Below are 21,288 nucleotides of genomic sequence, written 5' to 3'. Positions count from 1 at the left end.
CTGTGAATAACTTTCATGAAAACACCACTTGCAACCCAGAGAATATCTCACGCCGACACCTCACCGCTGTTCCACCACCATTTTTCGAGTAAAAGCGTGGTTTTCCGCCTCTACTACGCCATTGAGCCCAGTAAGGGACACACGGTTCGGTTGGAAGTGATTATACTTCAGCATGTTAGGAGCAGGTTTACACGGGGTTTCAGGCGATGTGCTGTAACATTTGCTCGGTTTTGCTTCTGAGTGGGGTATATGAATAAAGCCGCGATGAATGGCTCTGCGCCCGCAAGATGCCCCCAGTGCGGGGTGCCGCTGACGACAGGTGCGTTGGCCGGGCTCTGCCCCGCCTGCCTTCTCAAGGAGGGCGCTGCCGCTGACACTGCCACCCACCCCGAAGCCAAACCATTCGTGCCTCCCACCCTGGAGGAACTGGCCCGCCTCTTTCCCCAGCTTGAGATACTCAGCCTGCTGGGCAAAGGCGGCATGGGCGCCGTGTATAAGGCGCGGCAGAAGCAGCTCGACCGCATTGTCGCCCTCAAGCTCCTGCCCCCAGGCATCGGCAGCGACCCCGCGTTCGCCGAACGTTTCGCCCGCGAAGCCCGCGCCCTGGCCCGCTTGAACCACCCCGGCATCGTCACGCTCTACGAGTTCGGCCAGGTCGAGTCTCAACCTTCCCTCTGCTACTTCCTCATGGAATTCGTGGACGGCGTGAACCTGCGACAACTGCTGGCCGGCGGCCGCATCTCCTCGCGCGAAGCGCTGGCCATCGTGCCGCAGATTTGCGACGCGCTCCAATACGCCCACGATCAAGGCATCGTCCACCGCGACATCAAGCCCGAGAACGTCCTCCTCGACCGCCGTGGGCGGGTGAAGGTCGCCGACTTTGGCCTGGCGAAGATTGTGGAAGGCAGGGACACCCCGCCGGGGCGTCCGGGCGAGGACGAGCGGACGGCTGGGCCAGCCGTCCCTGCCAGTCTGACCGAGGCGGGCAAGATCATGGGCACGCCCCAATACATGGCGCCCGAGCAGGTCGAGAACCCATCCGAGGTGGATCGCCGGGCGGACATCTACGCCCTCGGCGTGGTCTTCTACCAGATGCTCACCGGCGAGCTCCCCGGCCAGCCGATTGTCCCGCCCTCTCGCGCCTGCGGCACCGTCCAGATAGACGCGCGGCTCGACGAAATTGTCCTCCGGGCGCTCGAACGCAAACCCGAGCTCCGCTACCAGCAGGCCAGCATCCTCAAGACCCAGGTCGAGACCATTGCCTCCACACCGTCAACCGGCACCCCGGCAGCCGCCTTGCCCCGGATGTATCGCGGTGTTGACTACCGCTCCAAGGCCACGCTCTTCGGCCTGCCCTTGCTCCATGTGGCCGACGGGATTGACCCCGCCACGGGCAAACGGCGTGTCGCCAAGGGCATCATTGCCATCGGCGGCATCGCCAAAGGCGTCCTGGCCATCGGCAGTGTGGCGATGGGCGGCTTCGCCTTCGGCGGAATCACCCTCGGCGTGTTTACCTTTGGAGGTCTCGCCTTGGGCTTGCTGTCCACTGGCGGACTCGCGGTCGGTCTGATTGCAGCGCTGGGCGGACTGGCCGTGGCTCCCATTGCCCTGGGCGGCGGGGCGGTCGGCTATTTCGCGTTTGGCGGAGCTGCCTTCGGCGTGCATCCGTGGAGTTCGCTAGGCCGAGATGCCGCGGCGGAAGCCTTCTTCGGCAACCGGGCGCAGGGTTTCATGCAACGCGCCAATCTCCTCATGATGCTGCTCATCGGCGTGGTGGTGATGGTAGCCGTCCTCGTGCCCGCTTGGCTGCAGTCCCGCTTGGCCCAGGCCGATTCGGGTGGTGGCGGCGGTGAAACAGGACCATCGGCAGGGGGGGGCGCGGCGTGTTCTGCGAGAACATCTAGCGGCCAGCGCAATCCCTGGTTCGCGTTTTGTGCGACGCTGACCTATGCGGGAACCACTCTCTTTGGCGTGCTGTGCGAACTGCTGCGCAGTAGTCTCCCCGGCCGGTGGCTGATACTGGCCTTCGTTCTGCTGGCCTGCGCCACGGGTGTCTTGGCCCTTTTGCTACGGCGTTTCGCGAGCGTGGACACCCTGCGGTCTGCGTACAGGGTGAGTGCCTGCCTTGCGTTCCTCACCGCGTTGCCGCTGATCGCTTTCGCAGCGTTCTTCATCCTCGCGATGCTTGACGAGGGCTTCGGCTGGCATCCTGCGCCGGATGAGGCCGTCATTGTGCCGCTTATCTGGCTGGGCGCACTGTCCCTGCCGGTCTGCGGCTGGCGGTTGTGGCGTGCGGCGCGCCGGCTCCCCAACGGTTCGACCGCGAGCGGCGGGAAACCCGCCTCAGCGTCGTATTGGGGCCGTTACGCCATCGGCGTCCTGGTCGCGCTACTCCTGCTCGTCGCCATTGTTGGCGGCGCCATGCTGCTCGCCAACGCGCTGGGGATTATTCGCCACGCCACAAGCACACCGGGCTTGGTGAGTCGGTGGCGCGCGGACGGTGATGCCCAAGACTCAGCGGGCAGGAACCACGGTGTCCTGCATGGAGACGCTGGATTTGTTGCCGGCAAGGTCGGTCAGGCTTTTAGTTTCTCTGGGAGGACCAACAGCTTCATCGAGGTGCCAGACAGCCCAACCCTGCGACTGACCAATGCGTTGACCATCGAGTTTTGGGTAAAGCGGCAGGATTTGGAGGCGGAGGACTACATCATCAACAAGGGCGGCGACTACACCCGAGGCGTGCTGAACTACGGCGTGACCATCAATCAGCCTCAGTGGGACAGCGGGCTGGCGTTTACCTTTGCCGGTGGCTTCCGGCGCTCGACCAGCATCGCGGATCTGGACTGGCATCACATCGCGGTCGTGGCCCGCAATGGCGATGAAGACCCCACCTTCTACCTGGATGGGGTGGTGCAACCAGTCACCGCCCGCGGAGGGCCGCTGCATCTCAGTCTGCCCCCCTCTGTGGAACCGCTGCGCATCGGAGCGCAAGTGGATACAGCAAGTGGCTGGTGCTTCTATAGCAAGGCCGTCGTGGACGAGCTCAGCATCTATGATCGCGCCCTTGGACCAGCCGAAATTGAGGCCCGTTTTGCAGCCGGCCAGAGAGGCAAACACCCGCCCGGTCACGGGCTCTCTGCCCTCTTGCGTCCTGCAGCAACGCGACCCGAAAGCTCTGCCACTGCCGAGTTCCATTACCGGGCATTCGAGGCCGAGGCGGCGTTGGTGGACCGTTTGATTCCTTCCAGCTCCCGCCGCCCGGGTGTACAGCCATCGGCCAAAGCGCTCGTCAACTTCGGTCAACCCGTCAGCGAACGGCAGGTTGGGGACTTCAAGATGACAGTCAAAGTGGGACTGACTGAATCCCAAGCGGCCGAGATTGGTGCGGGCACGCTCCGCGCGCTCCTGGACGGCATGGCCGCCAAACCCGGTCTGCTGAAGGAGCAGCGGCGCACAATTGGTTCCTGGCCCCTGGTGGCTGACAGTTGGAGCTCCTCACTTGCGGACACCAATTTCTTCGGCTCCTCTGGAGGGACGGGGTTCCTTGGCGCTCGACGTAAGAATGGCATCCTGCAGGCGAGAATGGAGTGCTCTGTCTCCTATGGGCTGGATGCCCTCCACGCCCAACCGCCGCTGGGCGTCTATTCCCGCATCCTCTACGAAGGCAACGCTCCCACCAACGGTGCCTTGGTCTTCCTGGTCCCATTCCTGCGCCACAACGATGTGCCTCGCTACTTCGTGTGGCTGTTCGAGATCACGAACCAGACCGCTCCGCCTCGCGCCGGTACCACCTCCCGGATTAACCACCTCCCCCTGGAACAAATCCGCGCCCCAACCGCCTTCGGCCCCGTGATCGAGCGCGTGCTTCCCGACCCCGATAACCGTGCCGGCAAAGGTAATAACGAGACTCTTCGTCTGCGGACAGGGCAACTGTCGTCCATCCTTGACGAGACCCCCAGGGAGGGCGGCGGACGACCCCGGGCGCTGGTGGCCAGCGAGGGTGATCTCTACGCCGAATACGATGATTACGTCGGGCGCCGCTGGGCCCTGATCACGCACGGGCTGAAGCTCTCCGACCTGACGCCGAGTCAATGGGAGAACGCCAGCGCCTCCGAACTGAACGCGGCCCTCAACATTCCAACCGCAGTGGAACATGTGGAAGTGACTGGTGCCACACTTTACGTGCTGCCGGACGGTTTGCTGCCCATCACGTTCGCCTTCGAGACTCGGGATGGCGCGCGAGGCATCCTGCAGGTCACCGCGTTCACCGACAACCCCCGCGGCGTGAAGCTGCGCTATAAGCTGGCGCAAAACGCACCGAGGTCTGCGGAGTTGAAACCCATCCCACCCAAAGCGCTGGAGTTGGCCGCGGAATGGAGGGCTTTTGCTCGAGCCCATGCATCGGTGCACACGATGACGAACATCAGTGAGCAGGCGGCCTTCAACCAGGCGGATAACGCGTGGAAGGTGCAGATCGAGGAGCAGCTCAAGGGCACTGTCGCCGAGCCGGTGTGGCAGCAGCTTAACGCGCAAGCCGCCGAATGGAAGGAAGCCATTCAGGCCAAGGACGCGGCACGCGCCTGGGCAGCGTCACGCCAGGTCGAAGCCCTGGGCGCGGAACTCGCGCGGATGCTGGGCCTGCCGGAGACCGCGTCGAGTCGCACCCCTTCGCCGGCAGCGGGCTTCCAATTCCGCTGGGTGGCCCGCGAGGGCGACACCAACTCGCCGGCGGACTTGCTCCCCTGCCGGCAGGGCCGCGGCCCGGAGCAGAAACTGCCTGTCCTGCGGGAAGTGGTGCTGTGCGGTGACGATGTGGAGAGCGCAGGCTTTACGCAGCTTGGGGCCGACCAGAAGGAGCTGGCTTTGGTCCTTACCCTGGAGGCCAGCGGGAAGTTCGCCGAGGCCACCGCCAAGAACGTGGGCCGGCAACTGGCCGTCGTCTGGAATGGCCGCGTCATCAGCGCGCCGATCGTCCAAGCCGCCATCACCAGCCGCAACGCCAACATTGCCGGCGCCTTCACCGACGCCGAAGCGCGGCAGCTCCTGGACCTGCTGAACCATCGGATGCCGTCCACCAACTCCGCCGCGCTTCCAAAGCCCCGCACACCTGGGCAACTCGCGGAGCCGCCACGGCTGCGCTTCCTGGCGTGGCAGGACCAGTGGAAGACCAACGATCCGGGCGCGGTGCGGTACGCGGACGGCTCACGGGTGACCAATGCGAGTGAGCTGCAATGGCTGCGCAAGGTCCAGCCCCTGCCCGTCGCCTTGGTTACGCCTCAGACCAATAGGGGGCCACGCTGCCTTTACCTCTGGTTCTCGCATCCACTCTTTGACCAGCATTCCCTCAAGGACATCTCGCTGGCTGATCCCGGCGGCAAGCATCCTACCCTCAGTTACAGCGCCGCGGGGTATCCAGCGGACGCCGCGAAGGGCAACACTGGCTGGCTTGCCTTCAGCGTGGTCCCGCAATTGGATGACCCGAACACTCGCCGGGTTTCCATCCAGCTCCGTTACACCCTGGGAGAGTGGCAGGTCGAGCGGGATAACCTCCCTGCCAATTGGAGTGGAACGATAACCTTAGCCGACGGCAGCCAACTCGATCCCATCGGGCAGGCGGGTCGGGACAGGACTTCTCTGACACTGGTGTATGACGTGGCTAAGTGGTCGGGGCGACTGCAGTTTGGGGCGCTGGCTTACACTGAAGATGGCCGGGAGGTCGCATCCAGCAGCAGTTCGGTGGGGGGCCAGCGGGACCCGCAGACGGGCAAGATCACTGAGCGGCTCTACATTGACCTGCCGCTGGCAGAGTTAGACCACTTCCGCATCCTGAGACGCCCAGTGCGCACGATGGACTGGGCGGAGGTCGTAATGCCGCCCCTATCCCCCGAGCAGGCCGCCGTCAAAGCTATCGAGGATTACGGCGGCTGCATTACCTGGGACGAGCAGGGAAGGGTGGTCAAGGTAAACCTGGTCTATGACGAAGACAAACATGGCGTGCGCCGGGAGTGCACTAACCTCTCCGACCAAGTTGCGGCGGTGCTGCCCGCCTTGCAGAACGTGGAGATGCTGGTGCTGCAAAGAACCCAGGCGACGGATTTAGCCATGCGTCAAGTCGCGCGCATGGCAAGCTTAAGGCGCCTCTACCTGTACAACGCCACGGTTACGGACAGAGGCATCGCGGAATTGCAGACCTTGGGGCAGTTGGAATACTTGCATGTGAGCGACGCGGGGTTGGACAACGCCTCCCTGCAGGTGCTTTCAAAGATGCCCCACCTCACTGGGCTTGCCTTGCAGGGCAATCGCTTTAGCGACCAGGGACTGTCCCCGTTGGCAAAGCTGAAGAACCTCAAGTCCCTATGGATTGGAAGCGGTTCGGGGATCATCACGGACGCTGGGCTGGCGTGTCTCGCGCCACTCCACACGCTTGAGGAACTGGAGCTTCAAAACACCCGGGTGACAGACCTTGGACTGCGCCACCTGGACGGAATGACCAACCTTGTCAACGTCTACCTGGGCAACACCAAAGTAACTGGGCCCGGGCGCAGAAGACTGGAAGCAAAACATCCCAGGTTGAAGGTGGTAAACTGATTCTGAATCCCGAATATCCCAACTCAGCCTCCACCCCGGCACCGGGGGACATCTTCGCCACGACACATTGGACGGTCGTGCTGGCGGCGGGGCGACGGAGCACGCCGCAGTCCGACCGCGCGTTGGAGGAGTTGTGCCGCGCCTATTGGTACCCGCTCTACGCCTATGTGCGCCGCCATGGCCATTCCAAGGAGGACGCTGAGGACCTCACCCAGGGATTCTTCGCCGCCTTTCTCAAGAGGAATTACCTGGAGGACGTGCGGAGCGAGAAGGGCCGCTTCCGGGCGTTTCTGCTGGCGGCGCTAAAGCATTACCTGGCCAATGAATATGACCGCGCGAACCGCCAGAAGCGGGGCGGTGGGCAGACCCTGCTCTCGCTGGACTGGCAGGACGCCGATACGCGCTACCAGATCGACCCGCCGGACCAGCTCAGTCCGGACAAGCTCTACGACCAAGCGTGGGCCACGACCCTGCTGGGACAGGTCATCACCCGGCTGCGCGCGGAGTGTGCCGCCGAAGGCAAGGCCGCCGTCTTCGAGCAGTTGAAACCGTTCCTGACGGTGGGCAAGGGCGACATCCCCTACGCCGAAGCTGCCGCCAGAGCCGGCCTGAACGAGGGGGCGGCGCGGGTGGCGGTGCACCGGCTGCGCAAGCGCTACCGGGAGTTGCTGCGCGAGGAGATCGCACAAACGCTGTCCGACCCCGCCGACCTGGAAGAAGAGCTGCGCGCCCTGTTCCGGGCGTTTGGGGATTGAAATCCTCACTCCAGGGCGAGCGTCCACGCGAGCCCTGACTTACTCGGCAGTCATCCAAAATCAGGGCTCGCGAGGACGCTCGCCCTCCCCAGCCGGACTTACCTACTTCAGCTTCGCCAGGGTCTCTTGGACCTTCGCGAAGTTGGGCAGTTCTTTCGGGGACGGCGTCTGCTCGCTGTATTGGACCACGCCGGCCTTGTCTATGACGAATGCCGCCCGCGCTGCGGTGTCCCCTACGCCAGCCAGCATCGGGAAGACCACGTCGTACTTCTTGATGACCTCCTTGTTGAGGTCGCTGGCCAGCTTGATGCCAATCTTCTCCTTCTGCGCCCAGGCTTCCTGGGCGAAGGGCGTATCCACGCTGATGCCGATAACCTCGGCGTTAAGTCCGGCATAGGCGTTGAGGCCGCTGGTGATGTCGCACAGTTCCTGGGTGCAGACGCCGGTGAACGCCGCCGGGAAAAACAGCAGGACGGTGTGCTTCTTGCCCAGGTTGTCGCTGAGCTTCACGTCCACCAACCCGGACGCTTGCTTGGATTTCAGACTAAAATCAGGTGCTTTGGACCCTACAGGTATTGCCATAATTAATCTTGGTTAGATGGTTAACTCGGTTACACAAGTAAACTGGGTCAGCCCGGCTGTCAAATGGCAGCGGTCGTTCAGCGGCATGGCGGACCCATGGGCTAGAGCGCGGCCAAAATCTCCCTGGCGTGGTCGGCCGGCTTAACCATCGGCCAGACCTTCTTGATCCGGCCATCGGGCCCGATCAGGAAGGTCACCCGATACATGCCCTGGTACTTCCGGCCCAGGAAGCTCTTTGGTCCCCAAGCCCCGTAGGCCAAAGCAATCCTCTTGTCCTCGTCCGACACCAGGGTAAACGGCAGCTTGTATTTATCCGCAAACTTGTCATGCGACTTGGCTGAATCGGTGCTGACACCGAGAACGACTGCGCCTTTCTTCCTGAACGCGGCAAACTCGTCGCGGAAGGCGCACGCCTCCCTGGTGCAGCCTGGCGTGTTATCCCGAGGATAAAAGTAGAGAATCACGTTCTTCCCCTTGAAGCCGGACAGGGACACCTTGCCCCCGCCATTACTGGCGGCAGTGAAGTCCGGCGCCACGTCTCCTTCCTTCAGTTTCAACTCAACTGGTTTTCCCATATACCTATGCGCATTGTTTGCCGAATCAGGAGGGCGCCCCTTCCTCGGACTCTGGACTTTGGACTTTGGGCTTCGGACTCGACGAAGGGTGCGCGCTCAACTGGCGCGTGCCATCCCACACATAGAGCAGTCCCGATATCCCCGTGCAAAAGACCGCGCCAAGAGTCAGTGCGGGAAGCCAGTCCTCCTTCTTCTTCAATAAGATCAGAAGTACGACGGCCATCTGCAACACAGTAGCGATTTTGCCAATGATTCGCGGTTGCACCTTGACTTTGCCAACCACCAATTGAATTACCAGCATGCCGATCAGTATCAGAATATCCCGCCCGATGATTGTGCCCGTTAGCCAAAGGGGAACGCTCTCAAGATGCGGCGAGTGATCAAAACTCAGCACCACTATGCCGGAAACCAGCAACAGTTTGTCGGCCAGCGGATCAAGGATGGCACCGAGTTCACTGCGCTGATTGTACCGCCGCGCGACGTAGCCGTCCACGCCATCAAAGACAGCGGCAATGGCAAAACACAGAATCGCCAACACACGATACACTTCCTTGCCCTCCTTGGTGTAGTAGAGGGTCAGCACCACGAAGACCGGAATCAGCAGGATTCGCAGGATGGTAATCTTGTTGGCTGTTGTCATGTCCGAGTTCCGGCTGATTCTGCGCTCCCGGGGCTGCCCGTCAATCCCGGAACAGCCTTCCGCCGAAAGATGAACCACCAGAACCAGCCTGTTCCCATAGCCCCGCATGCCGCAGCCCCCGCGAAGTTCGCATAGGGGCCGATGCTCCACAGCCATGCCCCGACAAACGACCCGCTGGTCACTACGCAATCCCGAATCAGGTAATATGCGCCATACGTTCGCGCCCGCAACTCCGGCACAGCCTCCCCGATAATCAAGGCCTTTCGAGCCGGTTCGCCGAATTCCTTCAAGCCGCGAACGACAAACGCCAGCGCCAGCCAGCCGAAGCTGGTCGCCCAGAGCAGCGTCACCGGGAACAGCGTGAAGAACATGAACGTGACCAGTACAAACGGCCGCCGCCCGTATTTGTCCGCCAGGTGCGCCACGGGGATGTAGCAGATCATCGCCGTAACCATCTCAATGGCAACCAGCAGCCCAAACTGCTGCGCGTCAACGCCGCCGCGATTCATCGCCCACAAGATGATGAACGCGTAAGGGATGCGCTCGCAGAACCGGATCAGTATGTCGCTGATCAGCAGCTCCCGCAGCGCGGGGGTGAAAGATTTTATGACCGCCAGGAAGTTTGTGCCATTGGACTCGCCGGCTGGGGCGACTTCACCCCGTGCCGGCTCGAACATGAACCATTGGAACGCCATGGTGAGAAGCGTCAGCAACAGACAAAGCAGCAGCGCGTACTGCACGCCGCGCGTCCAACCAAAGCGGGTGATCAGCCACCCTCCCACCAGCGGGCCAAGCATCATTGGCACGCGGCGCACCATGGATTGGATGCCGATGCCCATGGTGTGCTGGCGGGCCTTGAGCGAGGTGGCGACGACGGTGAAGGTCGTGGGCAAGGACAACGCGCTCCAGGCGAGGAACAGAAACGCGCCGATCAGGAGGGCCAGCCAATGATGCCAAGCCAGCGCCAATGCGTACCCCCCCAAAGACAGGGCGCTGAATAGAATCAGCGACCGCCGCTGGCCCCACCGGTCCGTCAACCAGCCGCCGGGATAGGCATAGACTGCGCCAAGCAGGGTTTGCAGCGCATCGAACAGGCCGATGACGAGGATGCTCGCCCCCAGAGTCTGGAGATACTTGGGCGCGAACCCAAGCCAGAGTTTCTCACCCGTGCCCGCCAGGACCAGCGCCACGAGCAGAAGGCCCGTGTTGCGCCGGAGCGCGAGGAAGTCCGCGATACCACTCCATTTCATCATTGAGTTTCGGCAGGCCAAAGTAAATCATGCAGGGCATGAAGCAACCTGCCAAGCCCTTGGTCGGCATTATTATGGGCAGCGACTCCGATTGGCCCACGATGAAAGCCGCCGCGGACGCCTGTGCCGAGTTCGGCGTGCCGCATGAGGTTCGCGTGATATCGGCGCACCGCACCCCGCGGGATTTGGAGCGCTACGCGAGCACTGCTCACACTCGCGGCTTGCGGGTCATCATCGCCGGGGCTGGCGGCGCCGCGCACTTGCCCGGGGTGGCAGCAGCGTTTACCACCCTCCCAGTGATTGGCGTGCCTATCGAGAGCAAAGCCCTTAAGGGACTCGATTCCCTCCTTTCGATTGTCCAAATGCCCAGCGGCATACCGGTGGCGACCGTCGCCATTGGCGGAGCTCGTAACGCCGGATTGCTCGCGGTTCAGACTCTGGCCACCGGCAATGCCGCCCTGCAAAAGAAGCTCCTCTCCTTCAAGGCCCGCCTGGCAACGGAATCACGGGCCAAAAACCGCAACCTTGCCTAATAAGCAGTCACCGACATCAGCCGGTGGCCATACTACCCCATCTTTGCCAGCGCCCGGTCAATTCGCGCCAGCGCACGCTCTTTGCCCAGGATGGCCAGCAGATGATACAGGCTTGGCCCGGCGGTGTTGCCGCAGCAGGCCAGGCGCGTCGGATGCACCAGCACGCCGGCCTTCACCCCTAGCTCCTGCGCAACGGTCTTTAGCGCAGCGCCAATCGGGTCCGCCTCGAAAGGCTCCAGCTTCGCCAACGCCTCGCGCAGTCGCGCCACGCGTGGCTTGTTCTCCGCCGTGAAGTCCTTCCGCGCGGCCTCCGGATCGTAGGCGATATCTTCCTTGAAGTAGAACCCGGCGTAAGCCGGCAGCTCGCCGAACAGCTTCACCTTCCCTTTGCACGTCTCCAGCGCCGCCCGCACGTAATCCGCCGTGTATTTGCCGAGGTCCAAGCCGGCGCGCTTCAGCGCCTCAGCGGACAGTTCGTAAAAGCGCTCGTCGGTCAACTCGCGGATGTACTCCCCGTTCAGCCAGATCAGCTTAGTGAGGTCGAATCGCGCGTTGTGCCGGAGGACTTGCGGGAGGTCGAATGTCTCGATCACCTCTGACAGCGGCATCTTCTCGCGGTTGCCCTTCGGCGACCAGCCCAGCAGGCAGAGGTAGTTGACCAGCGCTGCCGGCACGTAGCCCTCCTCGCCATAGGTCATGAGCGAGGCCCCCTTGTCCCGCTTGCTCATCTTGGTGCCGTCAATGTTCAGGATCAGCGGGATATGCGCGTACTTGGGCGGCTCGCCCCCCAAAGCACGGAACAGCGCAATGTGCTTGGCCGTATTACTCAGGTGATCCTCCCCGCGGATAACGTGCGTGACCCCCATCTCCAGATCATCCACTACGTTCACCAGGTGAAACACCGGCTGCCCGTCTGATCGCACGATGATGAAATCCGGGTCTGCTTGTTCCCGATCCGTCAGTTCCCGCCGCACGTCGCCAACGACCACATCGGGGATCAGGATCGGGGAGCGCTCCATCTTGAACTTAATTGTCCCTTCCACCTCATACGCCAGCCCCCTGGAAAGCAGTCCTTCCACCCGCCGACGATAATTCTCCTTGCGCTGGCTCTGGAAGTAGGGCCCGCAATCGCCCTTGCTCGCGCCGCCAGGATCGCCCGTCGCGGGGCCCTCGTCCCAATCCAGCCCCAGCCAACGCAGGCCGTTGAGAATCACTTCCACCGCCTCCTGCGTGTTGCGCGCGGCATCGGTATCCTCGATGCGCAGAATGAACGTGCCCCCCGTGTGCCGGGCATACAGCCAGTTGAACAGAGCCGTCCGGGCCCCGCCGATGTGCAGGAAACCTGTTGGACTTGGCGCAAAACGAACGCGTGTCTTCACTGGGCGAGTCTGAACCAAAAGCCCCCACCCCGCAACTCCAGGCCGAGTTACGATTCACGCTCAGCCAGTTCCTGAACCTGCCCACGGCATTCAGGAATCCAGGTCAAAGCTCCCAACCCCCAACTCCAACCGCCTCGTCTAGCCATGGCGCATGCATCGGTCGCCAATGACGTCCCGACTTCGCTTCCTACTTTTGTGCCGACTCGCAGCTTGGCGATGCGGCGGTGTCCATCGAAGCACTTCCCGACAGCGTCGGAGCCGACAGCAGAGAATTGTCACCGACCGGCAAAGGACTGCTTAGGGACAGACCGTCCTCGCGTTCCAGGTCGCACCACAGCGGCGTAACTGGCAAGGGGACTTCGCGATCCAGATAATCGCACCTCAAAACGATTTCCACTTCCGAAAGCTGCTCGGCTATAGCGTGGCGGGCAGCCGCTGATACAGTCGCGAATTCCAGTGCCCCCACCCAGCCAGCGCCAGATCTTCCAAGGCCCCGGTAATACTGTCCGGTAGCCCTTTCCCGTAAGAACACTCTCATGCCAGCCCAACTTAGCCTTAATCCAGGAGAATTGGTATGGGGTCTTCACCCCATATTAAGGTGGACGACCGGGCTTTGGAGCAGCTGGACCTCAAAGGGACTCTAACACCGCGCACAGCGCCGCGAGCCGGGGCGTAGGTACCCCAGCCCTGGTGGCCTGGCGGAGTGGTTCGAGGAATAGACTCTCAAGCTCCAATGCCTGCCCCCGCTCAAAGTCAATCAGCGTGGAAGCCTTGTAAGCGCCCATCGCGCGGGTGCGCTCGACATGCTCGTCGGCGTACGCGTCCGGAATATCGTGCCCGAGCGCGCGCGCGGCGGAAATGACCTCGAGCATCAACTCCCGCACAAGCCTCGCCCATCCCGCATCGCCCAGGAGCTTGTCCGTCGTCAGGCATTCCGTCGCCGCCGCCGTCAATCGGCGCTGATTTGTCTCCCGATCAAGGTGCGCTGATTGACATCCGCAGCTGCGGGCAGCCGGCACAGGGACCAAATTGAGGCGCTCGAAGGCATCCGGACCGGCGGCGCTGGCGACCCCAAGACCATTGAAGGGGATGTTCCAAACCAATTTCTCCCAATGCGCGCGCGCCAGGTCATCGCTAACCGTGCAGGCCACGCCGGCCATGTCGAAACAGGTTGCAAGGTCACGGGTGCGAGGAGCAGGCGGACGTTGAAAGTCACCCAGGACAACCTGCCCGTAACCAATATGACGGATGAGCCCCGGGGCGATGCGGTTTAAGCAGACGAAACATAGACCACCGAGTATCTGCTCGACCGGGAACAGGCGGGCGAGTTGCTCCTCGTTGCCCAAGCCGTTCTGCAAGGTCAGCACGGCGGTGGTCGGACAAACCAGGGGCGGGAGGAGCTCTGGAAATTGGTGGTTGGCAGTGGTCTTGAGCCCAATAAGAACGAGGTCGGCCGGGCCGATCTCGTCCGGGCACCGTGCACAGCGCGGCTGAACCTGGAAATCCCCGTCGGGGCTTTGGATGCGCAGCCCCCCAGCCCGGACGGCATCAAAATCGGACCGCAAGAGGAAGTGGACCTCGTGCCCGACGCGCGCCAGCTTGGCGCCGTAAAAACTTCCGACCGCCCCACAACCGACAACAGCCACTTTCACAGGAGCACGAGGCGGGGAAGCGCTGGAGCAGTGCATAGGATCTGACCCGCCCCCATCAATCCCACACCCCATCACTTGCTTCCCCACCAACGAAAAAGGCACCCTGAGCGCGTCAGAGTGCCTTTCTGAAAAGGGCTCGATTACTTGGCGCCGAGGATGGCGTCCTTCGCAGCCTTGGCGACGCGGAACTTCACAACGCGCTTGGCGGGAATTTGGATTTGCTCGCCGGTGGCCGGATTGCGACCGATGCGGGCGGCACGGTTGACCAGCACGAGCTTGCCGAGGCCCGGCAGGGTGAAGGTATTCTTGGCTTGCTTGTAAGCCAGTTCGCAGATGGATTCGAGAATCTGAACGGCCTGCCTCTTGGTCAGCCCATTCTTCTCAGCGATTGCGGCAGCGATTTGTGATTTCGAGAGTGCTTTAGCCATGATCAGTATAGTGTGTTAATTGTTGTTGGTTCTTGCCTAGAGTCTTTCGACTTCGCGTGAATTAAAACTCATTGCCGGGTTCGCGCAAGGACAAAATGAGAAATTCTGCAAGGCCTCAGTCTTGGCTGGGACCGCCTCGCCGGGGCAGCCAAATGGTGGCGCTTTCGGCGAAAGCGCCCTGCCAGACCGAGGGACTGCCAAATTCTCAGGAAACCTTGCAGCCTCCCGGCAGCCCCACCTGCCCCGGGCGGCGATGCACCGGAATGCGCACCCGAGGCGCACCCGGGGCTTGACATCAAATTGCATTTGACCAACATCCGCGCGTGGCCCTCTTTACAATTCAGAACGAGTTTCGCTACGAGATCGTGCGCAAGATATTTGAGGGAGGCATGGGAATTGTGTATGAGGCCGAGCAGCTCGGCGCGCGCGAATTCGTCAAGCGCATTGCCATCAAGGTGATCCGCCAGAACTACGCCAACCAGAAGCAGTTCCTCGAGAATTTCATCGGTGAGGCCAAGCTGGTGGCCGACCTGATCCACACCAATATCGTCCAGACGTATCACCTGGGCGAGACCAACGGGGTCTATTTCATCGCCATGGAGCTGATCCGCGGCGTGAACCTGGAGCAGTTCGCTCAGCAGTTGGCGGACAGGAAACGCATTTTGCCCAAGGAACTGGCGGTGTTCGTCGTCAGCCGCGTCGCCCGCGGCCTGGCCTACGCCCACGCCAAGACCGACAAGGATGGCAAACCGCTGGGCCTTGTCCACCGCGACGTGAGCTTCAAGAACATTATGATCGCGTTCGAGGGAGACGTGAAGCTGACCGACTTCGGCATCGCCAAGGCACGCGGTTTCCTCGTGGACAACGAAGGCGAGGTGGTGGCTGGCAAGGCCGACTACATGAGCCCCGAACAGGCGGATTTCCAGATCACCGACCAGCGGTCAGACCTCTTCTCGGCCGGGGTGGTGCTGGCCCACTTGTTACTGGGTAAGAATATTTTTAAGGCCCCCACGTCGGAAGAATCCCGGCAGCGCATGATCGGCCTGCCCATCCCGGACTTCCGGCTACTGGACCCGCGCATTGACGACCGCCTGAACGAGATTCTCCACCGCGCCCTGGAGCGGGACCTCGACAAGCGCTATGCGAGCGGCGACGAGCTGCTGTATGACCTGGAACATTACATCTATCACTCGGGCTACGGTCCCACTAACGAAACGCTGGGCAAGTTCATCCGCGAGCTGTTTGGCCAGGCAGTGCCGCCGGTGGCCTCCCAGGCCATCACGGGCAGCACCAAGCACTTCAAGCGGTCTGTGCGCGGCCACACCAAGGGGCCAGAGGAGTCGCCTTCAACGACACCCCCCGAAGTTGGATGAGTGATCGCGTTGTCAAAATCGGACTAATCCAGGCGGCGTGCTCACCCGACACGGCGACGAACCTCGATATGACGCTGGCCGCCGCCGACCGCGCCGCACGGGAGGGTGCCCGAATCATCTGCACTCAAGAGCTGTTTCGCTCCCAGTATTTCTGCCAGTCTGAGGACCACAAACACTTTCAACTGGCCGAGCCGGTCCCCGGCCCCACCACGGCGGCCTTCCAGAAACTGGCGAAGGAACGGCAAGCGGTAATCATCGTCAGTCTATTCGAAAAGCGAACCGCAGGCGTATATCACAACACGGCAGCAGTTATTGACGCCGATGGCTCGCTGCTGGGCATCTACCGCAAGATGCACATCCCGGACGACCCGCTCTTCTACGAAAAGTTCTATTTCACCCCGGGCGATCTCGGTTTCCCCGCCTGGCAGACCCGCTACGCCAGGATTGGCGTTTTGATCTGCTGGGACCAATGGTTTCCCGAGGCGGCACGGCTGACTGCGCTGCAAGGAGCGGAGATCCTGTTCTACCCCACCGCTATCGGATGGCACCCCCGGGAAAAATCAGCTTTGGGTGAGCAACAGCATGCCGCTTGGGAGACCGTCCAGCGTAGCCATGCGATTGCTAACGGCTGCTACGTCGCAGTGCCTAACCGCGTCGGGCATGAGAAATTGGCCGGCGCGGGCATCGAGTTTTGGGGACAGAGCTTCGTCGCCGGTCCTTTCGGCGAAATCCTCGCAAAAGCCAGCCCCACGCAGGACGAAACGCTGGTCGTGTCGCTCGACCTTGACAAGGTGGACGACACGCGCACCCATTGGCCTTTCCTGCGCGATCGCCGCATTGACGCCTACACGGGCGTGACTCGGCGGCTGCTGGATTGAAAACGGTTTGGGTCACTGGCGCGGGCGGGCTGATCGGCAATTACTTGGTCCGCGCCGCCGCGCAGCACGCCCCCAGCGCGAACGTCGTCCCGCTCACCCGCGACCGGCTCGACCTGTCTGACTTCTCCACCGTTCGCTCTGCCTTCCGCAAGCAGCCTCCGCAACTCGTGATCCATTGCGCCGCCCTCAGCCAAAGCCCGCAATGCGAAGCCAACCCCGCGCTCGCCCGCAAGCTCAACGTCGAGGTCACCACCCTCCTCGCCGAGTTGGCGGCCGACATCCCCCTGATCTTCCTATCCACCGACCTGGTCTTCGACGGTCAGTTGGGCGACTACGACGAAACCGCCCCCGTCAATCCCTTGAGCGTGTATGCGCAGACCAAGGTCGCGGCGGAGCAAGTGCTCCTGGCCAACCCCGGGCACACAGTCATCCGCACCTCGTTGAACGGCGGCACCTCTCCCGCTGGCAACCGCGGCTTCAACGAACAGTTGCGCCGGGCCTGGCAGGCAGGCAACTCAGTCCGCCAGTTCACCGACGAGTTCCGCTCCCCCATTCCGGCCGAAATCACTGCTCGCGCCATTTGGGAATTAGTGGGCCGCGGCAGCACGGGCCTTTATCACGTTGCCGGCCGCGAGAGACTCTCCCGGTGGCAAATAGGCCAGCTCCTCGCCGCGCGCTGGCCAGGCCTGCAGCCGCGCATTGACGCCGCCTCGCTCAAGGAATACACCGGCGCACCCCGGGCGCCCGACACCTCGTTGAATAGCGCCAGAGCCCAGAAGCTCCTTTCCTTTCCCCTCCCCGGCCTGAGGGAGTGGTTGTCCGCCCACCCGGACGAAGCCTTCTAGCCTGACCCGTGCCCACGCACCACGCATCGCGGCCGCCTCGCCCCTTCCCCGACGGGCCACCTCCACCTCGGCCACGCACGCTGGAAGGCGGATTGCCATCGGTATTCCCCGGCAATCCGCGAAGAACCTTAAGATAGCGCCAACTCACGTCCGCGGCTGCCGGTGGTTCGGAGGTTCAACGCGCGAAGGTTCCTTTCGGGGAGTTCTCTCCCGAATCCCCACCCATTGAGTGAAGTGTGCGGCCAGTTCGCCAAGGCTTGGGTCGCCCTTTACATTTGTAAAGATTGTGGTTGACACCCTCTACAAATGTAGAGATTCTGCCCGGCAACGAATGCCATCCTATGCCAATACCGAGAACTGAGTTGACTGAAGCGGAGTGGGCGATCATCAAGGCCGTCTGGGACAGCGAACCCTGCACCGCGCCGGAAATCCGCCAGAAGCTGCACCGCCAAACCGGCTGGACCTATTCCACCGTCCGCACGTTGATGGACCGCATGGTGGCCAAGGGCCTGCTGGCGGCCGAGAAGGCTCTTCATCCCACGCTTTACCGGTCGGCCATCACCCGCAGACAGGCGCAGCGCGGCGAACTGTTCTACACCCTCCGGCACGCCTTCAACGGCGCCCTGACCCCGATGGTTCAGTGCCTCCTGGAGACGGGCAAGCTCTCCGCCGCCGAACTGGCGGAGCTGGAGGCGCTGATCAAGGCGAAGAAGAAGGACGCGGGGAAGGTCTGACGACGCAACCCAAGGAACTACTGCCATGAACTCGCTGATCGAGTCTGTAAACGGCTGGGCGGAGTCCGCTGCCCGGCTCGGATGGCCGATGCTCTGGCAATCCAGTCTGCTGATCGGACTGGTGCTGGCACTCGATCTCTTGCTGCGCCGCAAGCTGCGGGCGGCGGTGCGTTATGCGCTTTGGCTGGTCGTGCTGGTGAAACTGCTGCTGCCCCCGTCCCTGGCCTTTCCCACCGGCGCCGGTTGGTGGCTCCGGCCCGCGAAGACGGCCCCGCCGCCACGTCCCCCCGCGCAGACGGTGGTTACCTACGATGCCAGGTCCCTGCCCGTTGTGCCTCTGCCAGCCACGCCGCTTCACGTCGCCCCGCTGCCCCCTGCCCTGTCCGCCACCGGTTGGGCCTTTGCCGGGGCGGTTGCAGTCAGCGCCGCGTTGTTCCTGTGGATGCTGCGCCGCTGGTCGCAGGTGGCCCGCGACGCCGCGCGCGCCCAGGCGGCGCCGGCTGTGCTGGACCGGCTGCTTCCCGAGCTGCCGCTTGCCGGACGGGTGAAGCTGGTTGACCGCTTGCAGTCCCCGGCGGTGTGCGGCCTGTTCCGGCCCGTCATCCTGTTGCCGCGCGCGCTGGCCGAGCGCCTTCCCCCGGCCCAGTTGCGGGCGGTGCTGCTGCACGAGGTCATTCATCTGCGGCGGGGCGACGTTTGGGTCAACTGCCTGCAGACGCTGTTGCAGATCGTCTATTGGTGGCACCCGCTGCTCTGGGTGGCCAATGCCCGCATCCGGCGCGTGCGCGAGGAAGCGGTGGACGATGCCGTGATGCTGGCCCTGAGCGAGGAGGCCGAAAGCTACGCCCCGACGCTCCTGGAAGTGGCGAAGCTGGCGCTGCCGCGTCCGCTGGCGACGCTGGGGCTGGTGGGCATTCTTGAGTCGCATAGCTCGCTGCGCCGGCGCATCGAGCGGCTGCTGGAGTTCCGGCCGCCGCGCCGGGCCGGCCTGGGCTTCACCTCGGTGCTGGGCGTTCTCAGCTTCGCCGCGCTGGCGGTGCCGATGGGCGATGCGCCTGCACCCACCACTGGCGCGGGTGCGACGTCCAGCCCCACCATGCCGGCCGACGGTTCGCAACTCTACATCCGCATATTCCGGATCAGCACAAATACGCTGATCGAGGCCCTGTCTTTGGCAAAGGGTCCGGTTGGTACCGATGAACTGGGTTCCGTGGTGTCTGCGTTGATAGCTCACTTCGCTAAAGCGGGGGTGGATTTGGATCCGGCGACCAGCCCCGGGAAATCGGCTCATTATAACTACGGCAATGGCTTGCTGCTGGTCCGAGCCACGCTGCAGGACCTGGATATCATCGAGGGCCAGATCGATAAGTGGAACAGGGCCTCGTCAGCGCCCAAGGCTACGCCAAGCCACAAGAGCGCGGCGTCTTATACGAACGTCAGCCAAGGCCGCTCGGCCATAATCAGCAAACTAGACCACATGCGGCTCGACCGCGTCTCCTTCCAGGAGCTGCCGCTGAGCGAAGTAGTGCGCTTCCTTGCCGACGAGTGCAAAAAGCGCGACCCGGAAAGGCGCGGCATCAACTTCCTCCTCCACCAGGACACTAACGCGGCCACAGCCGCTACTGCGGCGGTGCTGGGGCCGGATGGCAATCTCCTCGCCGCGCCTCCGCCCGGGCAAGTGGATCTGCGCGCCATCGTCATCAAGATCGATCCGCCCCTCACCGACGTTCGGTTGGGGGACGCGCTGGATGCGATCGTGAAGGTGGCTGACCATCCCATCAAGTACTCCATCGAGGATTCCGCTATCGTGTTCTCCCTCAGAGCACGCGAGACCACTACTCTCTATGTTCGCACCTTTAAGGTGGACCCGAAAACGCTGCTCGACAGCCTGCACCTGCCGTTAACGGACCGCGGGAACAACCCATTCGGCCCAATTGGCGCCAACGAGAAGCAGAGGCTGCAGACGCAAGACGCCGCGCTGCGCGACTACTTCACCAGGCTGGGCGCGGACATGGATCCGGCCAGAAACCCGGGCAAGGCAGCTTATTTCAACGAGCGCCAGGGGTTGCTCATCGTCCGAGCGACGTTGGCGGACCTGGACATTATTGAGGCGGCCCTCCAGGTCCTGAACACCGTGCCCGCTCAAATCAACGTCAAGGCCAGGTTCGTCCTGGTGTCCGAGGAGGACGCTAAAGCGGTAGGACTTGATTGGCACTTGAACACCGTCCTGGCAACCAACGCTGCGAGCGCCGGCCTGAGAATGTTGCCAAGCCAACTCGCAGCCACGAATGGCGCCGGCCAGGCCCTTCACCTCACAGGCATTCTCACCGAGCCGCAGTTCCGCGCGATGCTCAAGGCGCTGGAGCAGCGTCATGGAACGGAGCTGCTCGCTCAACCCGAGGTGACCACCCTCAGTGGTCGCCAGGCGCAGTGCAAGGTCGCCGAGCTCCGCACCATAGTACGGGGCATCAATGAACGGGCGCTGCAGCCGCCGGGCATCAGCGGCACCAATGACACCGACAACGCGGCATTCAAGACCGAGCAAATGGAGTTCGGCCCGGTGCTGGATATCACTCCGACCGTCCTCCCGGATGATTACACCATCAACCTGTCGGTGCTTCCGTCGCTGACCGAATTCGTGGGATACGAAGCCAGCCAAACCAACCGTGTCACGGTCTATCTCAACGGCAAGGCCAGGCAAGTCACGCCCCCGCAGCCTGTCTTTCGGGTCTGCCAAATCCAGTCCAGCGTCAATGTCTGGGATGGCCAGACGCTCGTCCTGGGAGGGTTGCTCTCTGACCAGGTCGGGAGTGTCAGAGACAGGGCGCCCGTGCTGGGCAACCTGCCCGGTGTGGAAAAGCTCTTCCGCAGTGAAAGCAAGAGCACGCAGAAGCGCAACCTGCTGGGCTTCATCACTCCGACGATTGTGGACCCCGCAGGGAATCGGGTTCACTCGGCCAATCAAGCGCCGCGTTAGAGCCAATATGTCCCATTTTGGACAGCTACCGATCCCCAGCCGCCACCTTGCCTCAGGCTTCCCTGTGGCTTACCGGTGGCTCCCGGAGGCTTGCCGGTG

The 21,288-nt window shown here is 62.7% G+C and carries 15 protein-coding genes; 8 read left to right on the top strand and 7 right to left on the bottom strand.

Annotated elements, in window-relative coordinates; translation table 11 throughout:
* The first annotated feature begins 249 nt into the window (after window positions 1-249).
* Together P5205_20955 and P5205_20950 are read left to right on the top strand one after the other, a co-directional pair.
* Window positions 250-6,588, top strand: coding sequence for a protein kinase (locus tag P5205_20955; protein HSA12833.1), 6,339 nt, complete (start codon window positions 250-252; stop codon window positions 6,586-6,588).
* Between the two features lie 77 nt (window positions 6,589-6,665).
* Entirely contained in the window at window positions 6,666-7,343 is a 678-nt protein-coding gene (locus tag P5205_20950; protein HSA12832.1) for a sigma factor, read from the top strand.
* A 102-nt stretch (window positions 7,344-7,445) separates the two neighbouring features.
* Here the strand turns inward: P5205_20950 and P5205_20945 are convergent, their stop codons facing one another.
* The 4 genes from P5205_20945 to P5205_20930 form a co-directional block, all read right to left on the bottom strand.
* The gene (locus tag P5205_20945) at window positions 7,446-7,925 is read right to left on the bottom strand and encodes a redoxin domain-containing protein (protein ID HSA12831.1); all 480 of its coding nucleotides are present in this window, start codon (window positions 7,923-7,925) and stop codon (window positions 7,446-7,448) included.
* Between the two features lie 101 nt (window positions 7,926-8,026).
* Window positions 8,027-8,500 carry a thioredoxin-dependent thiol peroxidase gene (gene bcp / locus P5205_20940; protein ID HSA12830.1) on the bottom strand — a complete coding sequence of 158 codons (474 nt, stop codon included), beginning with the start codon at window positions 8,498-8,500 and terminating at the stop codon, window positions 8,027-8,029.
* 25 nt (window positions 8,501-8,525) lie between these two features.
* Entirely contained in the window at window positions 8,526-9,140 is a 615-nt protein-coding gene (locus P5205_20935) for a CDP-alcohol phosphatidyltransferase family protein (protein HSA12829.1), read from the bottom strand.
* A complete protein-coding gene (locus tag P5205_20930; protein HSA12828.1) occupies window positions 9,137-10,393 on the bottom strand; it encodes an MFS transporter in 1,257 nt (418 codons plus the stop codon). The genes P5205_20935 and P5205_20930 overlap by 4 nt, the downstream gene beginning before the upstream one ends.
* Window positions 10,394-10,428: 35 nt before the next feature.
* Here P5205_20930 and purE point away from each other — a divergent pair, with 35 nt between their 5' ends.
* Window positions 10,429-10,923, top strand: a complete 495-nt coding sequence (purE, locus tag P5205_20925) for a 5-(carboxyamino)imidazole ribonucleotide mutase (GenBank protein ID HSA12827.1) — start codon at window positions 10,429-10,431, stop codon at window positions 10,921-10,923.
* Between the two features lie 32 nt (window positions 10,924-10,955).
* Here purE and P5205_20920 read toward each other — a convergent pair whose 3' ends face one another.
* From P5205_20920 to P5205_20910, 3 genes are all read right to left on the bottom strand, one after another.
* Entirely contained in the window at window positions 10,956-12,302 is a 1,347-nt protein-coding gene (locus P5205_20920; GenBank protein HSA12826.1) for a glutamate--tRNA ligase family protein, read from the bottom strand.
* 629 nt (window positions 12,303-12,931) lie between these two features.
* A complete protein-coding gene (locus P5205_20915; protein ID HSA12825.1) occupies window positions 12,932-13,954 on the bottom strand; it encodes a 2-dehydropantoate 2-reductase in 1,023 nt (340 codons plus the stop codon).
* Between the two features lie 140 nt (window positions 13,955-14,094).
* Window positions 14,095-14,382 carry an HU family DNA-binding protein gene (locus P5205_20910; GenBank protein HSA12824.1) on the bottom strand — a complete coding sequence of 96 codons (288 nt, stop codon included), beginning with the start codon at window positions 14,380-14,382 and terminating at the stop codon, window positions 14,095-14,097.
* 323 nt (window positions 14,383-14,705) lie between these two features.
* On the opposite strand from P5205_20910, the gene P5205_20905 reads away from it, so the two are divergent.
* From P5205_20905 to P5205_20885, 5 genes are all read left to right on the top strand, one after another.
* Window positions 14,706-15,755, top strand: a complete 1,050-nt coding sequence (locus P5205_20905; protein HSA12823.1) for a serine/threonine-protein kinase — start codon at window positions 14,706-14,708, stop codon at window positions 15,753-15,755.
* Window positions 15,752-16,633, top strand: a complete 882-nt coding sequence (locus tag P5205_20900; GenBank protein HSA12822.1) for a carbon-nitrogen hydrolase — start codon at window positions 15,752-15,754, stop codon at window positions 16,631-16,633. The genes P5205_20905 and P5205_20900 overlap by 4 nt, the downstream gene beginning before the upstream one ends.
* Window positions 16,630-17,478 carry an SDR family oxidoreductase gene (locus tag P5205_20895; protein HSA12821.1) on the top strand — a complete coding sequence of 283 codons (849 nt, stop codon included), beginning with the start codon at window positions 16,630-16,632 and terminating at the stop codon, window positions 17,476-17,478. The genes P5205_20900 and P5205_20895 overlap by 4 nt, the downstream gene beginning before the upstream one ends.
* Window positions 17,479-17,819: 341 nt before the next feature.
* Window positions 17,820-18,212 carry a BlaI/MecI/CopY family transcriptional regulator gene (locus P5205_20890; protein HSA12820.1) on the top strand — a complete coding sequence of 131 codons (393 nt, stop codon included), beginning with the start codon at window positions 17,820-17,822 and terminating at the stop codon, window positions 18,210-18,212.
* Window positions 18,213-18,237: 25 nt separating this feature from the next.
* On the top strand, window positions 18,238-21,189 hold the full coding sequence (locus P5205_20885) for a M56 family metallopeptidase (GenBank protein ID HSA12819.1): 2,952 nt from the start codon (window positions 18,238-18,240) through the stop codon (window positions 21,187-21,189).
* Window positions 21,190-21,288: the final 99 nt, after the last annotated feature.

This window comes from Candidatus Paceibacterota bacterium (assembly GCA_035452965.1).
In the GTDB taxonomy this organism is placed as follows: Bacteria; Verrucomicrobiota; Verrucomicrobiia; order Limisphaerales; family UBA8199; genus UBA8199.
The sequence above is the reverse complement of the archived record's forward strand: the minus strand, read 5'-3'. Positions and strand labels throughout refer to the sequence as shown.

What these genes read in the sequence shown, in the direction of transcription:
- P5205_20930 (HSA12828.1), bottom strand. Translation starts at nt 10,393, where the DNA reads ATGATGAAATGGAGTGGTATCGCGGACTTCCTCGCGCTCCGGCGCAAC.
- P5205_20910 (HSA12824.1), bottom strand. Translation starts at nt 14,382, where the DNA reads ATGGCTAAAGCACTCTCGAAATCACAAATCGCTGCCGCAATCGCTGAG.
- P5205_20900 (HSA12822.1), top strand. Translation starts at nt 15,752, where the DNA reads ATGAGTGATCGCGTTGTCAAAATCGGACTAATCCAGGCGGCGTGCTCA.
- P5205_20955 (HSA12833.1), top strand. Translation starts at nt 250, where the DNA reads ATGAATAAAGCCGCGATGAATGGCTCTGCGCCCGCAAGATGCCCCCAG.
- P5205_20945 (HSA12831.1), bottom strand. Translation starts at nt 7,925, where the DNA reads ATGGCAATACCTGTAGGGTCCAAAGCACCTGATTTTAGTCTGAAATCC.
- purE (HSA12827.1), top strand. Translation starts at nt 10,429, where the DNA reads ATGAAGCAACCTGCCAAGCCCTTGGTCGGCATTATTATGGGCAGCGAC.
- bcp (HSA12830.1), bottom strand. Translation starts at nt 8,500, where the DNA reads ATGGGAAAACCAGTTGAGTTGAAACTGAAGGAAGGAGACGTGGCGCCG.
- P5205_20885 (HSA12819.1), top strand. Translation starts at nt 18,238, where the DNA reads ATGAACTCGCTGATCGAGTCTGTAAACGGCTGGGCGGAGTCCGCTGCC.
- P5205_20890 (HSA12820.1), top strand. Translation starts at nt 17,820, where the DNA reads ATGCCAATACCGAGAACTGAGTTGACTGAAGCGGAGTGGGCGATCATC.
- P5205_20935 (HSA12829.1), bottom strand. Translation starts at nt 9,140, where the DNA reads ATGACAACAGCCAACAAGATTACCATCCTGCGAATCCTGCTGATTCCG.